The sequence below is a fragment of the Winogradskyella sp. PC D3.3 genome (assembly GCF_054366245.1).
Genome location: NZ_CM135962.1, coordinates 1,371,781 through 1,390,545 on the forward strand (window position 1 = coordinate 1,371,781; position 18,765 = coordinate 1,390,545).

The following is an 18,765-nucleotide window of genomic DNA, read 5'->3' on the forward strand; positions in this document are numbered from 1 at the left end:
ATACACACATGAAAAGAAAAATAACATTAAAACAAATAGCAAGAGAACTCGATGTTTCTATTTCTACAGTGTCTAAGGCGTTGCGTAATAGTGCCGAAATTAGCGACGACACCAAACAGAAGGTTCAGGCATTCGCTAAACTCTATAATTATAGACCAAATAATATTGCTTTAAGTCTTAAGAATAGAAGAACAAATACAATAGGAATCATAATTCCTGAGATTGTCCATCATTTCTTTTCTAAGGTTATTAGTGGAGTTGAGCTTGTAGCGAACAAAAGAGGTTATAATGTTATTATTGGTTTGTCTAATGAGTCCTTTTCTAAGGAGGTGATTAACATGGAAATGCTAGCCAATGGTAGTATTGACGGCTTTATTCTATCGATGTCTAAAGAAACCTTAAAGTTGCAAGATTATCACCATTTTAATGAAACGATGACGCAAGGAATGCCTATTGTAATGTTTGATCGTGTAGTGTCCGAGATAAAATGTGATAAGGTTATTGTTGATGATTTTAATGGTGCAAAAAAAGCAGTTGAAAAACTAATAGAAAATGGATGTAAATCCATTGCTTTAATTACTACAAAAGATTATGTAAGCGTTGGTAAATTAAGGACACAAGGTTATCTTGAAGCTTTAGAGGAACACCAAATGCCACCAAAATCAGAGTTAATTTTAAAAATTGACGAATCTTTAGATTATGAAGCGCATTTAGAGGCACTTGAAAAGGAAATAGAGCAGTTGTTTCAGTCCAACCCTAAATTAGATGGTGTTTTTGCTGTGAATGAAATATATGCCTTATTGGCCATGAAAGTCGCTCGAAAATTAGGACTCGATGTGCCTAATGATGTACAGGTTATTGGTTTTACTGATGGGGTGTTATCAAAACACGCAACACCAAGTCTTACTACCGTGAGTCAGCATGCGCAGCGTATGGGGGAAAAAGCTGCGGAACTATTAATTGATAAATTAGAAAGTGAATTTAATAGTGCAGATGAAGTCTTTCAAACCGTTGTAATTACTACAGATTTAGTTGAACGAGAATCTACCAAATAAAAATTTATCATTGCCGTTTTAAAATCTTTTTTATCTTTGTCGCATATTCAAAACTTATATTTTCACTTCTCATCATAAGTTTTGATAAGCTAAGCTTGTCAGAATAGTATTAACTTTAATATACTATTTAATGGAAAAGCGTAGATTAAGTTTCTGGCAAATCTGGAACATGAGTTTTGGATTTCTAGGGATACAGATGGGTTTTGCCCTTCAAAATGCCAACGCAAGTAGAATTCTTCAAATTTTTGGAGCAGATGTCCATGAGTTATCATGGTTTTGGATTATAGCGCCTTTAATGGGACTTATAGTTCAGCCTATTGTTGGATATTATAGCGATAGAACTTGGGGTAAATTAGGACGACGAAAACCTTATTTTTTAGTAGGAGCTATTTTATCGTCAATTGGTCTTGTGCTTATGCCACAAGCAGACATGTTTATTGCCTTTTTACCAGCACTATGGGTTGGAGCAGGGATGCTAATGATTATGGATGCCTCTTTTAATATTGCTATGGAGCCTTTTAGGGCTTTAGTTGGTGATAATTTAAGAACCGATCAGCGTACGGCAGGTTTTAGCATTCAAACAGCATTAATCGGTTTCGGAGCCGTTATTGGGTCTTGGTTGCCTTATGCCTTAACCAATTGGTTTGGGGTGTCAAATGAAACTGTTGCAGGTGTTGTTCCAACAAATTTAATACTATCTTTTATTATAGGTGCTGTGATCTTAATCATCTCGATTTTGGTAACAGTTATTACTACAAAAGAGTATACACCAGAAGAATTACATAGTTTTGAAGATCAGGAAGAGACCTATGCTGATAAAATAGCTAATGAAGAAAAATCGAGTTTAGTTGATATTTTTGATGACTTTAGAAAAATGCCAACAACAATGCGTCAGCTAAGTTGGGTACAATTCTTTTCTTGGTTTGGACTTTTTGGAATGTGGGTCTTTGCAACACCTGCAATCGCACAACACATTTATGGTTTGCCTTATACAGACAGCAGTAGTTCTACGTATCAAGATGCTGGAGATTGGGTTGGTATTCTTTTTGGAGTCTATAATCTTGTTTCTGCATTTTATGCTTTTGTACTTCCTTATATCGCAAAGAAAATAGGACGAAAACGCACGCATGCCATATCCTTAGTTATTGGAGGATTAGGTTTACTTTCAATTTACATCATGCCAGACAAAAACTGGCTCATCGTTTCTATGATTGGTATAGGAATCGCTTGGGCAAGTATTTTGGCTATGCCTTACGCTATTTTAGCTGGTTCAATTTCTCCAAAAAAGATGGGTGTTTATATGGGGATTTTTAATTTCTTCATTGTAATTCCTCAAATAATTAATGCCTTAATTGGTGGACCTCTTGTTAAATATGCCTATGGAAATCAAGCCATATTTGCTTTAATGATAAGTGGTATTAGTTTTTTAATCGCAGCAGCATTAGTATCAAAAGTTAAAGACGTTGATGACGTTATTCAAAAATAAATAGATGAACAAAAAAGGATTCATATTCGATCTCGATGGTGTAATAGTAGATACCGCCAAATATCACTTTTTAGCATGGCAGCAATTGGCTAAAGGTTTAGATATCGATTTTACAGAAGAAGAAAACGAACAATTAAAAGGAGTTAGCCGTGTACGCTCTTTAGAAAAAATATTGGCTTGGGGAAATAAAACCATTTCTCAAGAATTGTTTAACGAACTCATGGGTAAAAAGAACGAAGAGTACTTAAGTTTTATTGCCGAAATGGATGAAAATGAAATTCTACCCGATGTTCCAAGAGTTTTACAAACACTAAAAGAAAATAATCAACCGATTTCTTTAGGTTCAGCAAGTAAAAATGCTAGAACCATTTTAGAACGTGTGAATTTACTAACGGACTTCGATGCTATTGTAGATGGTAATGATGTCAGCAAAGCAAAGCCAAATCCCGAAGTGTTTTTAATTGCCGCTAAGGAGATCAACATAAAACCAGAAGATTGTATTGTTTTTGAGGATTCTGTTGCTGGAGTTGAAGCAGCTAATACAGCCAATATGATATCTATAGGTATCGGAAGTAAAGACGTATTAGGTCATGCAGACTACGTGTTCAATGATTTTACAGAAATATCAGATGATTTTATAAAATCATTAATAGAAAACTAAACATAAAAAAAATGTCTCATAAAGAGACTTTTAAATAATATTATAAATGAACCTAGATTACATCATCCCAAACAACTGGTCAATTTTAGAAGAAGGATTTGAACCAGATCATGTTAAAGCATCAGAAAGTTTATTTAGCATTGGAAATGGTGCTATGGGACAACGTGCTAATTTTGAAGAAAAATACTCAGGCCCTACATTTCAGGGGAGCTACATTGCAGGCGTTTACTATCCCGATAAAACTAGAGTTGGTTGGTGGAAAAATGGGTATCCAGAATATTTTGCTAAAGTTTTAAATGCGCCAAGTTGGATAGGGATTAATGTCATTATTAATAACGAACAACTCGATTTATTTACTTGTAAAAACGTAAAAAACTTTCGTAGAGAACTAAACATGAAAGAGGGTTGGTTGTCTCGTAGTTTTGTTGCAACGCTTCAAAATGATATTGAAGTTGAAGTGAAAACGACCCGATTCCTAAGTTTAGATTTAGATGAAGTTGGAGCGATTAATTTCAACATTACACCTCTAAATGCAGCTGCAGAAATTACCTTCGAACCATATTTAGATTCAGGAATTACAAACGAAGATACCAATTGGGACGATAAGTTTTGGGACACCTTAAATGTGAGTCACAAGAATCATCAAGCCTTCATTCAGGCTAAAACCATGAAAACAGATTTTTACACCTGTACCTTTATGGAGTCTCAAGTTTTTATTGATGGTAAATCGGTATTAACTGAACCAAATTTTACGGCAGATTCAAATTTAGCGGCTTTCAGTTATACTTATAATGTTGAGCAAGGAGAAACATATTCTATTCACAAATTTGGAGGTTATACTGTAGATCGCAATCACGATAAAAATGAATTAGTTGCTGCAGCAAAATCCACATTAAGTAAAGCTACAGAAGCTGGTTTTTCTAAGTTATTAGACAACCAAAAAGAAGCTTGGGCTAAAATTTGGGATATGGCAGATATTACCATTGATGGTGATGTTAAAGCACAGCAAGGGATTCGTTTTAATATTTTTCATCTCAATCAAACGTATTCAGGTACAGATGCCACTTTAAATATTGGTCCAAAAGGATTTACGGGAGAAAAATACGGAGGAAGTACCTATTGGGATACTGAAGCGTATTGTATTCCTTTTTATATGGCAACTAAAGACCAAGAAGTCGCTAGAAACCTTTTAAAATATCGTTATAACCATCTTGAAAAAGCCATAGAAAATGCTGAAAAATTAGGCTTTTCAAATGGAGCGGCTTTATATCCTATGGTGACCATGAATGGTGAGGAATGCCATAACGAATGGGAAATTACGTTTGAAGAAATTCACAGAAATGGCGCTATAGCTTTTGCCATCTTTAACTATTATAGATATACAGGTGATTTTAGCTACATTCCAGAAATGGGACTTGAAGTCTTAATCGGAATTGCACGTTTTTGGCATCAAAGAGCTAATTTTTCTACAAACCAGAATAAGTATGTTATTCTTGGAGTTACAGGACCAAATGAATATGAAAACAACGTTAATAACAATTGGTACACAAATTATATTGCGAAATGGTGTATCGATTATACCTTAGAAACGATTGAAAAAGTAAAAGAAGGTTATAATGATGATTATAACAGAATTGCTGGTAAAACTAAAATTACACATGAGGAGTTAGACCTTTGGAAAAAGGTAGCCGACAATATGTACTTTCCATATTCTGAAGAACACAAGGTGTTTTTACAACAAGATGGCTTTTTAGATAAAGAATTAATCACAGTAAAAGATTTAGACCAATCACAACGACCAATTAATCAAAAATGGTCTTGGGATAGAATTTTACGTTCTCCTTACATAAAGCAAGCAGATACACTACAAGGAATGTATTTCTTTGAAGATAAATTTACCACGGAAGAATTAGAACGTCACTTTGAGTTTTATGAACCATTTACAGTTCACGAAAGTTCATTGTCCCCTTGTGTACATAGTATTCAAGCGGCTAAATTAGACCGTATGGATCAAGCTTATACCTTTTATCTAAGAACATCTCGATTAGACTTAGATGATTACAATCACGAAGTACACGAAGGTTTACATATCACCTCAATGGCTGGTACTTGGATGAGTATTGTTGAAGGGTTTGGAGGTATGCGAGTTAAAAATGATACCTTATCTTTTGAACCTAAAATACCAAAACAATGGGAGGCGTATTCGTTTAAAGTGAATTTTAGACATCAAATTATCACTGTAAGTGTTAGCCAAAACGAAACACAATTTATATTAGAAGGCGATAAAGATTTAACCATTTATGTAGATGGAAAAGAAGTTTCAATTAGTCCTAATAATAGGGTTACCGTTTAAATAAAACTATAATTTCCTGTCGGGTTTCTATAACCTGACAGGTTTTTAAAATAAATAGACATGAAAGCACTAAAACACATTTTTATAATATTTATCCTTATTAATGTGTCGTGCAAAGAAACCACGTCTAAAACAACAGTTGTTTCTAAAACGGTTTTAGAAATTAGAAACGATATTGAACGTGTTGAGCCCCCAAATTGGTGGGTTGGTTTTAAAAATCAAAACGTGCAACTACTGGTTAAGCATCCAAACATTGGTAATGCAATACCTCAAATTTCGTATCGCGGAGTTACTCTCAAGGAAGTTCATAAGGCAGATAGTCCTAATTATTTATTTTTAGATTTAGATATCGCTGAAACAGCAAAAGCAGGGCAATTCAATATTACGTTTCAATTTGAAAATAAATTAGAATTAATTCATACTTACGAATTAAAGTCACGAGAAAAACCAGCCGAAGATTACATAGGATTTGATAGTTCTGATGCGATTTACCTTATTACACCAGACCGTTTTGCAAATGCCAATTCTAAAAACGATGAAGTAGAAGGGCTGCTTCAACAAGGTATTGATAGAACGGATGATTATGCGAGACATGGTGGAGATATTCAAGGGATTACCAAGCATCTAGATTATATTGAAGACCTAGGATTTACTGCCGTTTGGCCCTGTCCTGTTTTAATCAATGATATGCCCAATGGATCTTATCATGGCTATGCTATAACAGATTTTTATAAAGTCGATCCACGTTTTGGAACCTTAGAAACGTATAGAGAATTAGCCGATGATTTAAGATCGCGAGATATGAAACTCATCATGGATCAGGTGGCTAATCATTGTGGTTTATACCATTGGTGGATGGAAGATTTACCGTTTAACGATTGGGTAAACTATCAAGAGTTATACGAAGAACATATAGATAACTGGGATTGGAAAGTTACTAAAACATCCAACCACAGACGTACTACCAACCAAGATCCTTATGCCTCTAAAAGCGATCATCGCGAGATGGCTGATGGTTGGTTTGTTTCGGGTATGCCAGATCTAAATCAGCGCAATCCATTTATGGCAAACTATATTATTCAGAATAGTATTTGGTGGGTCGAAACTTTAGGTTTAGGAGGTATTCGTCAAGATACCTATCCATATTCTGATAAAGATTTTATGAGTGATTGGGCAGGAGCTATTATGACCGAATATCCTAATTTTTCTATTGTAGGTGAAGAATGGAGTTACAATCCATTATTAATAGGGTATTGGCAAGAAGGACACCATAACAACGATAAATACGATTCTAATTTAAAATCGACCATGGATTTTGCCATGCAAAAATATATCGTAGATGCCTTAAACGAAGACGAATCTTGGGATCAAGGACTTGTTAAAATGTATGAAGGCTTAGCTAATGATTTTGCCTATGCCTCTCCAAAAGATATTATGGCATTTTTAGACAACCATGATAAGAGTCGTGTTTTTACAGAATTTAAAGGCGATATAACTAATACTAAAATGGCATTGAGTTATCTATTGATGATGCCAAGAATTCCACAAATTTATTACGGAACAGAAATCTTAATGGACGATTTTGATAATCCTGGAGATCATGGTTTAATCCGCACAGACTTCCCAGGAGGTTGGGAAGGTGATACTGTAAATGCATTTTCAGGAGAAGGACTAACTGCAGCACAAAAAGACATGCAAGTCTATCTTAAACAAATCCTAAATTACAGAAAAAACAGCAAGGCTATTCACAATGGAAAAACCATGCATTTTGCACCAGAAAATGGAGTTTATGTTTTAGCTAGAATTTTGGATAATGAAACAGTTGTACACATCATTAATAAAAATGAAGATCTAATAGAATTAGATTTAGAAAGATTTGAAGAGTTAGGTTTAGATGGAAAGATGCTAAAAAATATCATTACTCAAGAAGACATAAAATGGAACACTAGTATAGCATTACCTGCCAAAGGTAGTTTCATTTTTACCACTAAGTTTTAATTAGAGTTTATATACAATTATCTAAAAATGAAAAATATAATTTTAGCGACCATAATCCTCTTTTCCTTTGCATTTTTAGCGGCTCAAAATACCAATCGTGTTTTTAAAAGTGCAGTTAAACAAGGTTTAGATTTAAAGGTAGAAGTCAATGATGGCTATTACATTTTTAAATCCTATTCGGCCAATATCATAGAAACGACCTTTGTCCCTCAAGGGGATTATCTCAAAAAGAAGTCTCATGCTGTAATTGCAGAACCTTATAGTTCTTATTTCGAAATGACAGACAGAGGTTCGGATGTGGTCTTAAAAACAAAGGGATTAAACGTAACGATAACTAAAGAACCATTTCAAATTTCATACTATTATAAAGATCAGTTTGTAGTTTCTGAAAAAGAAGGGTATGCAAAAAACGATAGTTTAGAAACTATAGAATTTAATCTTACAACAGACGAAGTGTTATATGGTGGTGGTGCCAGAGCATTAGGAATGAATCGTCGCGGTAACCGATTACAATTATACAACAGAGCTCATTACGGCTATGAAACCCATAGTGGGTTAATGAATTATACCATGCCAATTGTGTTGTCGTCTAACAAATACATGATTCATTTTGATAACGCTCCAATCGGCTTTTTAGATTTAGATAGCAAAGGAGATAATACCTTGAAATACGAAACTATTTCGGGTAGAAAAACCTATCAAGTCATTGTAGGAGACTCATGGTTAGATATGTTAGATAGTTATACCAATTTAACAGGAAAACAACCCATGGTGCCACGTTGGGCTTTAGGGAATTTTTCGAGTCGTTTTGGTTACCATTCACAGAAAGAAGTTGAACAGACAATCGCTAAATTTAATGATGAAAAAATTCCTGTAGATGCTATTATTCTCGATTTATATTGGTTTGGGAAAGAACTAAAAGGGACTATGGGAAATTTGGAAGTCTTTCGAGATTCCTTTCCTGATTTTGAAGGCATGGTAAAGCGCCTCAATACTAAAGGTGTAAAAACGATTACGATTACAGAACCTTTTGTACTAACAACGTCTAAAAAATGGAATGAAGCCGTTAAAAAAGATGTGTTAGCTAAAGATTCTTTAGGTAATCCTGCGAAATACGATTTCTATTTTGGCAATACAGGGCTCATTGATATTTACAATCCTAAGGGCGAAAAATGGTTTTGGGATATCTATAAAGGATTAGCCGACAAAGGAGTTGCTGGAGTTTGGGGCGATTTGGGCGAGCCAGAAGTGCACCCCAATTGGGTACAACATAAAACCGGTAGTGCAGATGAAGTTCATAATATTTACGGCCACGATTGGGCTAGATTGATTCATCAAGGTTATCAACGCGATTTTCCAAATACAAGACCATTCATCTTAATGCGTGCGGGCTACTCAGGGTCGCAACGCTATGGATTAATTCCTTGGTCAGGAGATGTAAATAAAACTTGGGGTGGTTTACAAAGTCAACCTGAAATTGCACTACAAATGGGAATGCAAGGATTAGCGTATATGCATAGTGATTTAGGTGGTTTTGCAGGTGCTAATTTAGATGATGAGCTTTATGTACGTTGGTTGCAGTACGGAGTATTTAATCCAATATTTAGACCACATGCTCAAGAAGATGTGCCAAGCGAACCCATTTTTAGAAGCGAAAAAGCAAAAGCACTAGCCAAGCAAGCTATTGAATTACGCTATAAATTATTGCCATACAATTACAATTTGGTATATGAAAATACCAAATTTGGGAAACCATTAATGCGACCATTGTTTTTTGAAGAAGCAGCTAATTCAGAACTGTTTAACTATTCAAAAACCTATTTATGGGGAAATGATATTTTAGTTTCACCTGTTTTAGAAGCAGCGATAACAGAACAAGACGTTTACTTTCCAAAGGACAATGTCTGGTTTGATTTTTATACGGATGAAAAAATAAATGGTGGACAAACAAAATCGGTAGCATTAAAAGAAAACTCAATTCCGACATACGTAAGAGCAGGAGCTTTTATTCCAAATACAAGTGTAGTTCAAACTACAGATAAATATGATGATAACGTATATAAAATTGATTACTATCACGATTCATCTGTTGTAACGGGTAGCCGACAAATCTATTCGGATGATGGAAAATCTGCAAATGCTGTTGCAAACGAAGCTTATGAAATTTTAAATTTTGATGTAACCACCAAAGGTTCTGTTTTAGAATTTAAATTCTCAGATAAAATAGGAAAGAATTTTAATTCAAAATCACGTTTATACTATCTAACTATTCACGGGTTAGCACATAAACCCAAACGAATTACAGTGGGCAGGCATTCGGATTTTGATTGGTCTGAGACCTTAAAAACTGCTAGAATTCCTATTGAAAGAAATTCAGGAGAAACTTCAATAATTACGGTTAAACTCAAAAAATAATCCAAATGAAAAATAGTAAAAGAATCGCAACGTTATTAGTTGTATTAAGTCTTTTTGGATGCAAAAATGAAACTAAGAACACAGACATGGAGCGTAGCCGAAATGATAAAGAAATAAAACAGAGCATGAAGAAAAAGGAAGTCGTTTATCAAGTCTTTACAAGACTCTTCGGTAATACTAATACCACCAATAAACCTTGGGGAACCCTAGAAGAAAATGGAGTTGGAAAATTTAATGACGTTACCGATAAAGCTTTAAGTGAAATTAAAGATTTAGGTGTGACACATATTTGGTACACAGGTGTGCCCCATCATGATGTGATTACCGATTATACAAAATATGGCATTTCAAACGACGATCCAGATATTGTAAAAGGTAGAGCAGGTTCGCCTTATGCAGTTAAAGATTATTATAATGTGAACCCAGATTTAGCTGTAAATGTTAAACATAGATTAGAAGAGTTTGAAGCCTTAATAGAGCGCTCACACAAAGCCGGATTAAAAGTGATTATTGATATCGTTCCAAATCACGTAGCGCGTAATTATCAAAGTTTAACTAATCCTGAAGGCACAACCGATTTTGGAGCTGAAGATGATACAACTAAAACTTACGACGTCAATAATAATTTTTACTATAATCCAGGTGAAGCATTTAAAGTGCCAGAATGGAAAAATGGCTACCAACCATTAGGAGGTGAGCAACATCCTTTAGCCGATAGTAAATTTGAAGAAGTACCTGCAAAATGGACAGGTAACGGATCACGTGCATCGCAACCAGATATGAATGATTGGTACGAAACGGTAAAAGTAAATTATGGAATTTCACCAGAAGGAAGAAAAGACTTTGATGAATTACCAGATGGTTTCGACAATGAGGATTACAAAAAACACTTCGAGTTCTGGAAAGATAAAACGGTTCCTAGCTCATGGATAAAATTTAAAGATATCGCCTTGTATTGGACCTCCAAAGGAGTGGATGGCTTCCGTTATGATATGGCAGAAATGGTGCCAGTTGAATTTTGGAGTTATATGAATTCGCATATTAAAATGGAAAATCCAGAGACCTTCTTATTAGCCGAAGTTTACAATCCAAGTTTATACAGAGATTATATCAAAAAAGGAAAAATGGATTATTTGTATGATAAAGTACAATTGTATGATACCTTAAAACACGTGATGCAAGGTCATGGAAGTACAGATAATATTCCTCCAATCTTGAAAGATTTAAGTGATATTGAACATCATATGCTTCATTTTCTAGAAAATCATGATGAGCAACGTATTGCGAGTCCAGATTTTGCTGGGAATGCATTAAAAGGAAAACCCGCAATGGTGGTTTCGGCAACGTCATCAACAGCACCAACTATGATTTATTTCGGACAAGAATTCGGTGAGCCAGGAGCCGAAGATTTAGGGTTTGGAGATCCAACTCGGACTTCGATTTTCGATTATGGCTCTGTACCAAGTGTAGTCCGTTGGGTTAACAATAAACAGTTTGATGGAGGGCAGTCTACAACAGAAGAATTAGAGCTTCGTGATTTTTATAAGCGTTTGTTAAATTTTACCATCAATAGCTCGGCCTTAATGGGAGACTATCAAGATCTTCAGCATTACAATCACCAACATACCGAATGGTATAATGATAAAGTGTTGTCGTTTGTACGATGGAGTGATGATGAAAAATTAATCATCATTTCAAACTTTAATGCCGATAATACTTATGGTTTTGAGTTGCAATTACCAGAAGATTTAGTTCAAAAATTAAAACTTCAAGATGGTACATACGAAGTAAAAGATCAATTGTATAACCAATATACTTCAACATTAAAAGTTGAGAATGGCAAAGCGCAAGTCAGAATTGATATTAAACCTTTGGAGTCGTTTATTTTAAAAATCAAATAAAGACCTAGCAGGTTTTGTAAACCTAGCAGATCTAATACCGATAATCAAAAAGATACCCACTTTCGTGGGCAATACATATGAAAAAACTATTTTTATTTACTATAATTCTTGTCACTTTGAGTTTCAAAAATAAAGACACAGAAAACCAAACCGCTACCGTGGAAACACCTGAAGTTGTAGAAATACCATTTATTTGGGAAGGTGCAAATCTCTATTTTTTATTAATCGATCGCTTCAATAATGGGGACACATCAAATGATGTTAATTTTGATAGATCAGAAAAAACCGGAAAACTGAGAGGTTTTGAAGGAGGAGATATTAAAGGCATCACTCAAAAAGTAAAAGAAGGTTACTTTACAGATCTAGGAATTAATGCCATTTGGATGACTCCAATAGTGGAACAAATCCACGGAGGAACAGACGAAGGTACCGGAATTACCTATGGTTTTCATGGCTATTGGACAAAAGACTGGACAAAAATTGATCCGAATTACGGAACCAAAGACGATTTACACGAGTTGGTAAAAGAGGCGCATGCTAGAGGTATAAGAATTGTGTTAGATGCTGTTATCAATCATACAGGACCAGTAACAGATAAAGATCCTGTTTGGCCAGAAGAATGGGTAAGAACAGATAAGCAATGTACTTATGATAATTATGAAAATACTGTAAGCTGTACATTGGTAGCTAACCTTCCAGATATTAGAACCGAAAGTAATGATGACGTGGAATTACCGTCGCAATTGGTAGAAAAATGGAAAGCAGAAGGACGCTATGAAGAAGAAGTAAAGGAGCTCGATGCCTTTTTTGAACGTACAGGTCACCCAAGAGCACCGCGATTTTATATTATGAAATGGCTCACGGATTATATCACCGAATTTGGAGTTGATGGGTATAGAGCAGATACCGTAAAACATACCGAAGAATATGTTTGGGAAGAGTTTAAAGTGGAATGTGATTATGCCTTTTCGGAATATAAAAAGCACCATCCAGATCAAGTTTTAGACGATAACGATTTTTACCTTGTTGGTGAGGTTTATAACTATGGAGTAAGTAGTGGTCAAGAATTTGATTTTGGTAATAGAAAAGTCAATTATTTTAATCCTCCTAGTTTTCAAAGTCTTATTAATTTCGAGTTTAAGTACAATTCGAAAGACATGGGGTATGAAGATTTATTCGCACATTATGATGCTATTTTACACGACGCCTTGGAAGGTTTTGGTACATTAAATTATTTGAGTTCACATGATGATGGAAATCCTTTTGATGCTCAAAGAAAAAAGCCCTTTGAAACCGCTAATAAATTGTTATTATCGCCAGGAACATCGCAGGTTTATTATGGTGATGAATCTTCTCGTTCTCTTATTGTAGAAGGAACCGAAGGAGATGCAACATTACGCTCAATGATGAATTGGGATGCTATTGCTAAAAGACAACATACCAAAGACGTATTAACACATTGGCAAAAATTAGGTCAATTTAGAGCAAAACACCCAGCAATTGGTGCCGGAAAGCATCAAATGATAACTGAACAACCTTATTATTTCTTCAGAAGCTACGAAAAAGGAGATTTTAAAGATAAAGTCGTTATAGGTTTAGATCTTGAAAAAGGAATGAAAGTGATTGATGTTTCTAAAGTTTTTCAAGAAAGCGTATTGCTACATGATGCTTATTCTGGAAAAACAGCAACTGTAGAAAATGGAAAAATCACTTTAGACACAGAATTTGAAGTCGTTTTATTAGAAAGAAAATAAGCTATAAAATTGACTTGTAAGGTTTCCAAAACCTAACAGGTATTAAAGATGATAAATATTATGAAAGTATACATTTTAGTTTTCGCAATTGCATTATCATTATTCTCATGCAATTCAGAAAAAAAACAAACTATGCAAATCACGTCACCAAATAAAAAGGTGACTATTGATTTTAACATTAATAAGGAAGGACGTCCTTTTTACATGGTTAAATTCAACAATAAAACCGTTGTTGATACCTCTTATTTAGGTTTTGAATTTAAAGATGCTCCTGCTTTTCATAAGAATTTCATAGTTAAAAATACAAGCAGTTCAACGTTTAACGAAACATGGCAAATGCCTTGGGGAGAACAATTAGATGTGGTTAACCATTATAACGAATTAAAGGTTGAGCTTCAAGAAAAAACAAGTCCAGAGCGTTTTTTAACCATCGTATTTAAAGTCTATGATGACGGTATTGGATTTAGATATGAATTCCCAGAGCAAGCACGATTAAAAGGAGATGTGTTTATAACAGAAGAACACACGGAATTTAATCTTACAGAAGACTATAAAACCTTTTGGATTCCGGGAGATTGGGATATCTACGAACATTTATACAATACAACTAAACTGTCTGAAATTGATGCTTTGCAATTTGCGAATCATAAAAATTTAGCCCAAACTTATATTCCAGAAAATGCAGTGAATACACCAGTTACTATGGTGGGAAGTGATGGGACGCATTTAAGTTTTCATGAAGCAGCTTTAGTCGATTATTCAGGGATGACTTTAAAAGTAGATACTGAAAATTTGAACCTTAAAAGTAATTTAGTAGGTTCAAAAAACACAGATTACAAAGTAAAAAAAACAATGCCCTTCAATACACCTTGGCGAACGATTCAAATTACAGATAATGCTCCAGAATTAATTGAATCTAATCTTATTGTCAACTTAAACGAACCTAATAAACTTGGAGATGTCTCTTGGTTTAAACCTATGAAATATACTGGGGTTTGGTGGGAAATGCACTTAGGTAAATCATCTTGGGATTACGGGATGACGCAAGATATGAGCACATGGACAGATGGAGGAGCGTCTCACGGAAGACATGGAGCAACTACAGAAAACGTAAAAAACTTTATCGATTTTTCAGCAAAAAACAATATTGGTGGTGTTTTAGTTGAAGGTTGGAACATAGGATGGGAACACTGGATTGGTTTTGAAGACAGAGAAGGAGTGTTCGATTTTGTAACTCCATATCCAGATTATGATATTGAAGAGGTCGTACGTTACGGAAAAGAAAAAGGTGTGGACATTATTATGCATCACGAAACTTCTGCAGCTACAGAAACCTATACCAAACAACAAGATACCGCTTTTGCATTGATGCAGAAATATGGTATGCATACGGTTAAAACAGGTTATGTTGGTAAAATATTACCAAAAGGCGAATATCATCATGGGCAATACATGGTGAATCATTATAATCATACAGTAGAAAAAGCAGCAAAGTATCAAGTTGCCATCAATGCCCATGAGCCGATTAAAGCGACAGGTTTAAGACGTACTTATCCAAATACCATTTCTAGAGAAGGTTTGCGTGGTCAAGAATTTAATGCTTGGGCAAGTGATGGAGGTAATCCACCAGAGCACTTACCCATTGTTGCGTTTACAAGAATGTTGTCTGGACCTATAGATTTTACGCCTGGTATTTTCAATATTAAGTTTGATGAATTCAAAAAAGATAATCAAGTCAACACCACCATTGCTCAGCAGTTGGCATTGTATGTGGTTATTTACAGTCCGGTGCAAATGGCTGCTGATTTGGTAGAGCATTATGAGGCTAATCCAGAACCGTTGCAGTTTATTAAAGATGTTGGTGTCGATTGGGAAACGACTAAGGTTTTAAATGGAGAAGTTGGAGATTATGTGACTATTGCTAGAAAGGAAAGGGAAACTGGCAATTGGTTTGTGGGAGGTATTACAGACGAAAATGCAAGAAACATAGATGTTGTTTTCGACTTTTTAGATGCGAACCAAAAGTATGAGGTTATCATTTATAGAGATGGCGAAAATGCACACTGGGATAACAATCCTTTAGATATTTCTATAGAAAAAATAGAGGTGAGTAAAGGTTCTAAATTAAATGTAAAGTTAGCTGAAGGTGGAGGTTTTGCTATTAGTTTAAAAAAAGTATAAATTAAATATTTATCCCTCATGAAAAATTTAATCATTTTAATTACGCTCATATTATTCACTAATAATGCATTGGCCCAAGTAGGAATTGGTACTACAGATCCCAAAAGCACGTTAGATATAAACGGAAACTTATCTCTTAAAGTTGTGAGTTTAATTGGAGGGCCAAGTGGTACTGCAACCTCTATTGATGATGGTGTTTATATTAATCTGATACCTACTTCTGGTAATGCGGATTTTGAATTGCCATATCAAGAACTGTACCAGGACGAATCTACATATTAAGAAATATTACAGATACAGAAACAGCTTATATTCTAACTCAAGGAGCAGGAGTTGAATTTTTTGCAGGCGATAGTACGTCTAGTACAACTGTTGTGAATATGACAACAGTTGTAGGAGGTGGAAATTTAAATAAAACACTTATTTTTATAAGTGATGGTTCTAATTGGACCTATGGTAAATTAGGGTTTTAAACGTTTTTTAATAGCCAATAGGTATAACAATTTATCATGTAAGATATTTTTAAAATTATCGACTATATTAGAAATACGTAACTTTGCCTATATAAAAAAACTACTTTCTTTGGATATTAATGATAACATAGAATCGTCTCTAGTGATTAAAATTAGCTTTGATAAGCTATTTAAACAGTATGAGAACTTAATCGCAGATGATAATGATTACATTTCAGCTAATGCGCACCGTGTCTTAGAAATTGCCGAAAACAATCCCATTTTAAGAGAAGGCTTTAGTGATTTTTCTGTATTTGAAACACATGAAAAGGAAATAAAAGGAATTCTTCAAGACGCCTTTAGTCCGATTTTAACTAAAAATGAGATTAAAACAGCATCTGTTCCTTATCACAATTTTATATTCAATGCTTCAGAACGTTTTAAATCTATTTTAAAAACAGCTGGTGATGATTTTGAATTAGAGATGAAGAATTTACCAGAAAATCAAAGGTATATCACTGAATGTGCTATTATTTTGAATTTCTGTTATGGGTATAATCTAAACTTTAAAAGACCATTTTTTTACGAAATACCAGATGCAAACGGGATAATGCGTTATTATAAGATTTTATATAATGCAGATTTTACAGAAATAATTCCGAATGAAAATGCACCTAAAATTACCGAAGACGATTACAACGAATTACTAGATAATTTTGAAAATATCGATTTATGGAAAGAGAAATTTCCGCTCAATAGTTACACTTTTAAAGGTTTTGTAATTTCAAATATATTTGATGTCACAGACGATCAATCGATCTCTAATATTAAGTCGACATTAATAGGAAAAGAGAAGCGTAAAAACGAAAGTTTTATGCAAGGTTTTTCCGGAATCTTTCAATCGTTATTTGGTTTAAAAAATATTGAAGTCGGATTTTCGATATACAATGAAGAAGACGATACGTTTGAGCGTGTTCATGGAGTTGGAATGAATAGTTATTTACTGAATAATTTAGAAAGTAAAAACTGTGCGGATGCTTTGTGCGAATGGTCCTATAATAAACTTCTAAGAGAGAATGAATATTTTTCAGTTTCAGATATCGAACAATCATATCAACTTTCAGAAGGTAAGGCACCTCACATAAAAGTATTGAACGAGCAAGGATTTAAAAGTGCCATTTTTGCTCCAATAGCTAATGAGGATGGCTTAATGGGGATTTTAGAAATCGTGTCTAAACAACCTAAAGTTTTAAATAGTATTAACGCTAATAAGTTGGTAGATGTAATGCCTTATATTGTGTCTGCAGTTGAGCGTTCTAAAAATGATGAAGCCAATTTAATTGAAGCTATTATTCAAAAAGAATGTACGTCCATTCATCCTAGCGTCCATTGGAGATTTAAAAAAGAAGCTAAGCGTTTTATTATAAATCGCATGAATGGCATAAATTCAAATTTTAATAAAATAGCCTTTGAAAATATTTATCCGCTATACGGACAAATAGATATTAAAGGGTCTTCTGAAGCAAGAAATTGGGCTACACAACAAGATTTATCATTGCAGTTAAATACGGTAAAAATGATCTTAATAAGTGCTTCTAAAATTGAAGAACTTCCCATTTACGAGCAATATATTTATCAAATAAATGACTTTCTAAATGATATAGAGGTTCATTTTCAAGTGGATTCTGAGCATCAGATTTCAAGTTTTATTAAAAATGAAATTGAACCGATTTTAAAACATCTTTATTCTATTGAAGATCTTAAAGAAGAAATTGATAGCTATTTTAATCATATCGATGATCGTGCAGATGTGCTTTATCACCATAGAAAATTATACGATGATACAATTTCGTTAATTAATAAAGAAATGGCGTCATTGTTAGATCAAAAACAGGTTGAAGCACAACTGATGTATCCACACTATTTTGAGCGTTTTAAAACAGACGGTGTAGAGCATAATATGTATATCGGTGAGTCGATTACAAAGGAAGATAGTTTTAATCCAATTTACTTATATAACCTTCGGTTATGGCAATTGCAAGTCATGGTAGAAATGGAAAATGTCTACTATCAGATGCAGCCAGATTTTCCAGTAGCATTAGATGTGGCATCTATGATTTTAGTTTTTAATCAGCCATTATCGATTAGTTTTAGAATGGATGAAAAGCAATTTGATGTTGATGGTACTTATAATGCCAGATACGAAATTGTAAAAAAACGCGTCGATAAAGCTTTTATAAAAGGGACTCAAGAGCGCGTTACCCAAAAAGGAAAAATAAGCATCGTCTATTCGCAACGCGAAGATGAAATAGAATATTTAAGATATATCAAGTTTTTACAGTCTAAAAAGTATTTAGATAATGATATCGAAATTGTAGAGCTTCAAGATTTACAGGCAGTTACAGGGTTAAAAGCAATTAGAGTAAGCGTTTTATATCATAAAATTAACGGCGATAAAGATTTCTATACTTACGATGATTTAATGAAAGAAATTAAGGCGTAATTCGTC

At 34.1% G+C, this 18,765-nt stretch carries 11 protein-coding genes; all 11 read left to right on the top strand.

Features of this window, described 5'->3' with window-relative positions:
• Positions 1 to 8 precede the first annotated feature (8 nt).
• The 11 genes from ACXGSQ_RS05890 to ACXGSQ_RS05940 all read left to right on the top strand — a co-directional run bounded on the left by ACXGSQ_RS05890 (position 9) and on the right by ACXGSQ_RS05940 (position 18,759).
• Positions 9 to 1,055, top strand: coding sequence for a LacI family DNA-binding transcriptional regulator (locus ACXGSQ_RS05890; RefSeq protein WP_458628698.1), 1,047 nt, complete (start codon positions 9 to 11; stop codon positions 1,053 to 1,055).
• A 130-nt stretch (positions 1,056 to 1,185) separates the two neighbouring features.
• A complete protein-coding gene (locus ACXGSQ_RS05895; protein WP_458628699.1) occupies positions 1,186 to 2,541 on the top strand; it encodes an MFS transporter in 1,356 nt (451 codons plus the stop codon).
• Positions 2,542 to 2,545: 4 nt separating this feature from the next.
• Positions 2,546 to 3,202, top strand: coding sequence for a beta-phosphoglucomutase (gene pgmB / locus ACXGSQ_RS05900; protein WP_458628700.1), 657 nt, complete (start codon positions 2,546 to 2,548; stop codon positions 3,200 to 3,202).
• 46 nt (positions 3,203 to 3,248) lie between these two features.
• Positions 3,249 to 5,555, top strand: a complete 2,307-nt coding sequence (locus ACXGSQ_RS05905) for a glycoside hydrolase family 65 protein (RefSeq protein ID WP_458628701.1) — start codon at positions 3,249 to 3,251, stop codon at positions 5,553 to 5,555.
• Positions 5,556 to 5,615: 60 nt separating this feature from the next.
• Positions 5,616 to 7,553: a glycoside hydrolase family 13 protein gene (locus ACXGSQ_RS05910; protein ID WP_458628702.1), complete on the top strand. Its 1,938-nt coding sequence runs from the start codon at positions 5,616 to 5,618 to the stop codon at positions 7,551 to 7,553.
• A 27-nt stretch (positions 7,554 to 7,580) separates the two neighbouring features.
• Entirely contained in the window at positions 7,581 to 9,968 is a 2,388-nt protein-coding gene (locus ACXGSQ_RS05915) for a TIM-barrel domain-containing protein (protein ID WP_458628703.1), read from the top strand.
• Between the two features lie 5 nt (positions 9,969 to 9,973).
• Positions 9,974 to 11,869 (top strand): alpha-amylase family glycosyl hydrolase, encoded by a 1,896-nt coding sequence (locus ACXGSQ_RS05920; protein WP_458628704.1) that lies wholly within the window; start codon positions 9,974 to 9,976, stop codon positions 11,867 to 11,869.
• A gap of 77 nt (positions 11,870 to 11,946) precedes the next feature.
• Positions 11,947 to 13,623: an alpha-amylase family glycosyl hydrolase gene (locus tag ACXGSQ_RS05925; RefSeq protein WP_458628705.1), complete on the top strand. Its 1,677-nt coding sequence runs from the start codon at positions 11,947 to 11,949 to the stop codon at positions 13,621 to 13,623.
• Between the two features lie 60 nt (positions 13,624 to 13,683).
• A complete protein-coding gene (locus ACXGSQ_RS05930) occupies positions 13,684 to 15,804 on the top strand; it encodes a glycoside hydrolase family 97 protein (RefSeq protein WP_458628706.1) in 2,121 nt (706 codons plus the stop codon).
• Positions 15,805 to 15,822: 18 nt separating this feature from the next.
• Positions 15,823 to 16,086, top strand: a complete 264-nt coding sequence (locus tag ACXGSQ_RS05935) for a hypothetical protein (RefSeq protein WP_458628707.1) — start codon at positions 15,823 to 15,825, stop codon at positions 16,084 to 16,086.
• 300 nt (positions 16,087 to 16,386) lie between these two features.
• A complete protein-coding gene (locus ACXGSQ_RS05940; protein WP_458628708.1) occupies positions 16,387 to 18,759 on the top strand; it encodes a GAF domain-containing protein in 2,373 nt (790 codons plus the stop codon).
• Positions 18,760 to 18,765: the final 6 nt, after the last annotated feature.

Coding starts and splice junctions, on each gene's coding strand:
- ACXGSQ_RS05890 (WP_458628698.1), top strand. CDS start 9: ATGAAAAGAAAAATAACATTAAAACAAATAGCAAGAGAACTCGATGTT.
- ACXGSQ_RS05895 (WP_458628699.1), top strand. CDS start 1,186: ATGGAAAAGCGTAGATTAAGTTTCTGGCAAATCTGGAACATGAGTTTT.
- pgmB (WP_458628700.1), top strand. CDS start 2,546: ATGAACAAAAAAGGATTCATATTCGATCTCGATGGTGTAATAGTAGAT.
- ACXGSQ_RS05905 (WP_458628701.1), top strand. CDS start 3,249: ATGAACCTAGATTACATCATCCCAAACAACTGGTCAATTTTAGAAGAA.
- ACXGSQ_RS05910 (WP_458628702.1), top strand. CDS start 5,616: ATGAAAGCACTAAAACACATTTTTATAATATTTATCCTTATTAATGTG.
- ACXGSQ_RS05915 (WP_458628703.1), top strand. CDS start 7,581: ATGAAAAATATAATTTTAGCGACCATAATCCTCTTTTCCTTTGCATTT.
- ACXGSQ_RS05920 (WP_458628704.1), top strand. CDS start 9,974: ATGAAAAATAGTAAAAGAATCGCAACGTTATTAGTTGTATTAAGTCTT.
- ACXGSQ_RS05925 (WP_458628705.1), top strand. CDS start 11,947: ATGAAAAAACTATTTTTATTTACTATAATTCTTGTCACTTTGAGTTTC.
- ACXGSQ_RS05930 (WP_458628706.1), top strand. CDS start 13,684: ATGAAAGTATACATTTTAGTTTTCGCAATTGCATTATCATTATTCTCA.
- ACXGSQ_RS05935 (WP_458628707.1), top strand. CDS start 15,823: ATGAAAAATTTAATCATTTTAATTACGCTCATATTATTCACTAATAAT.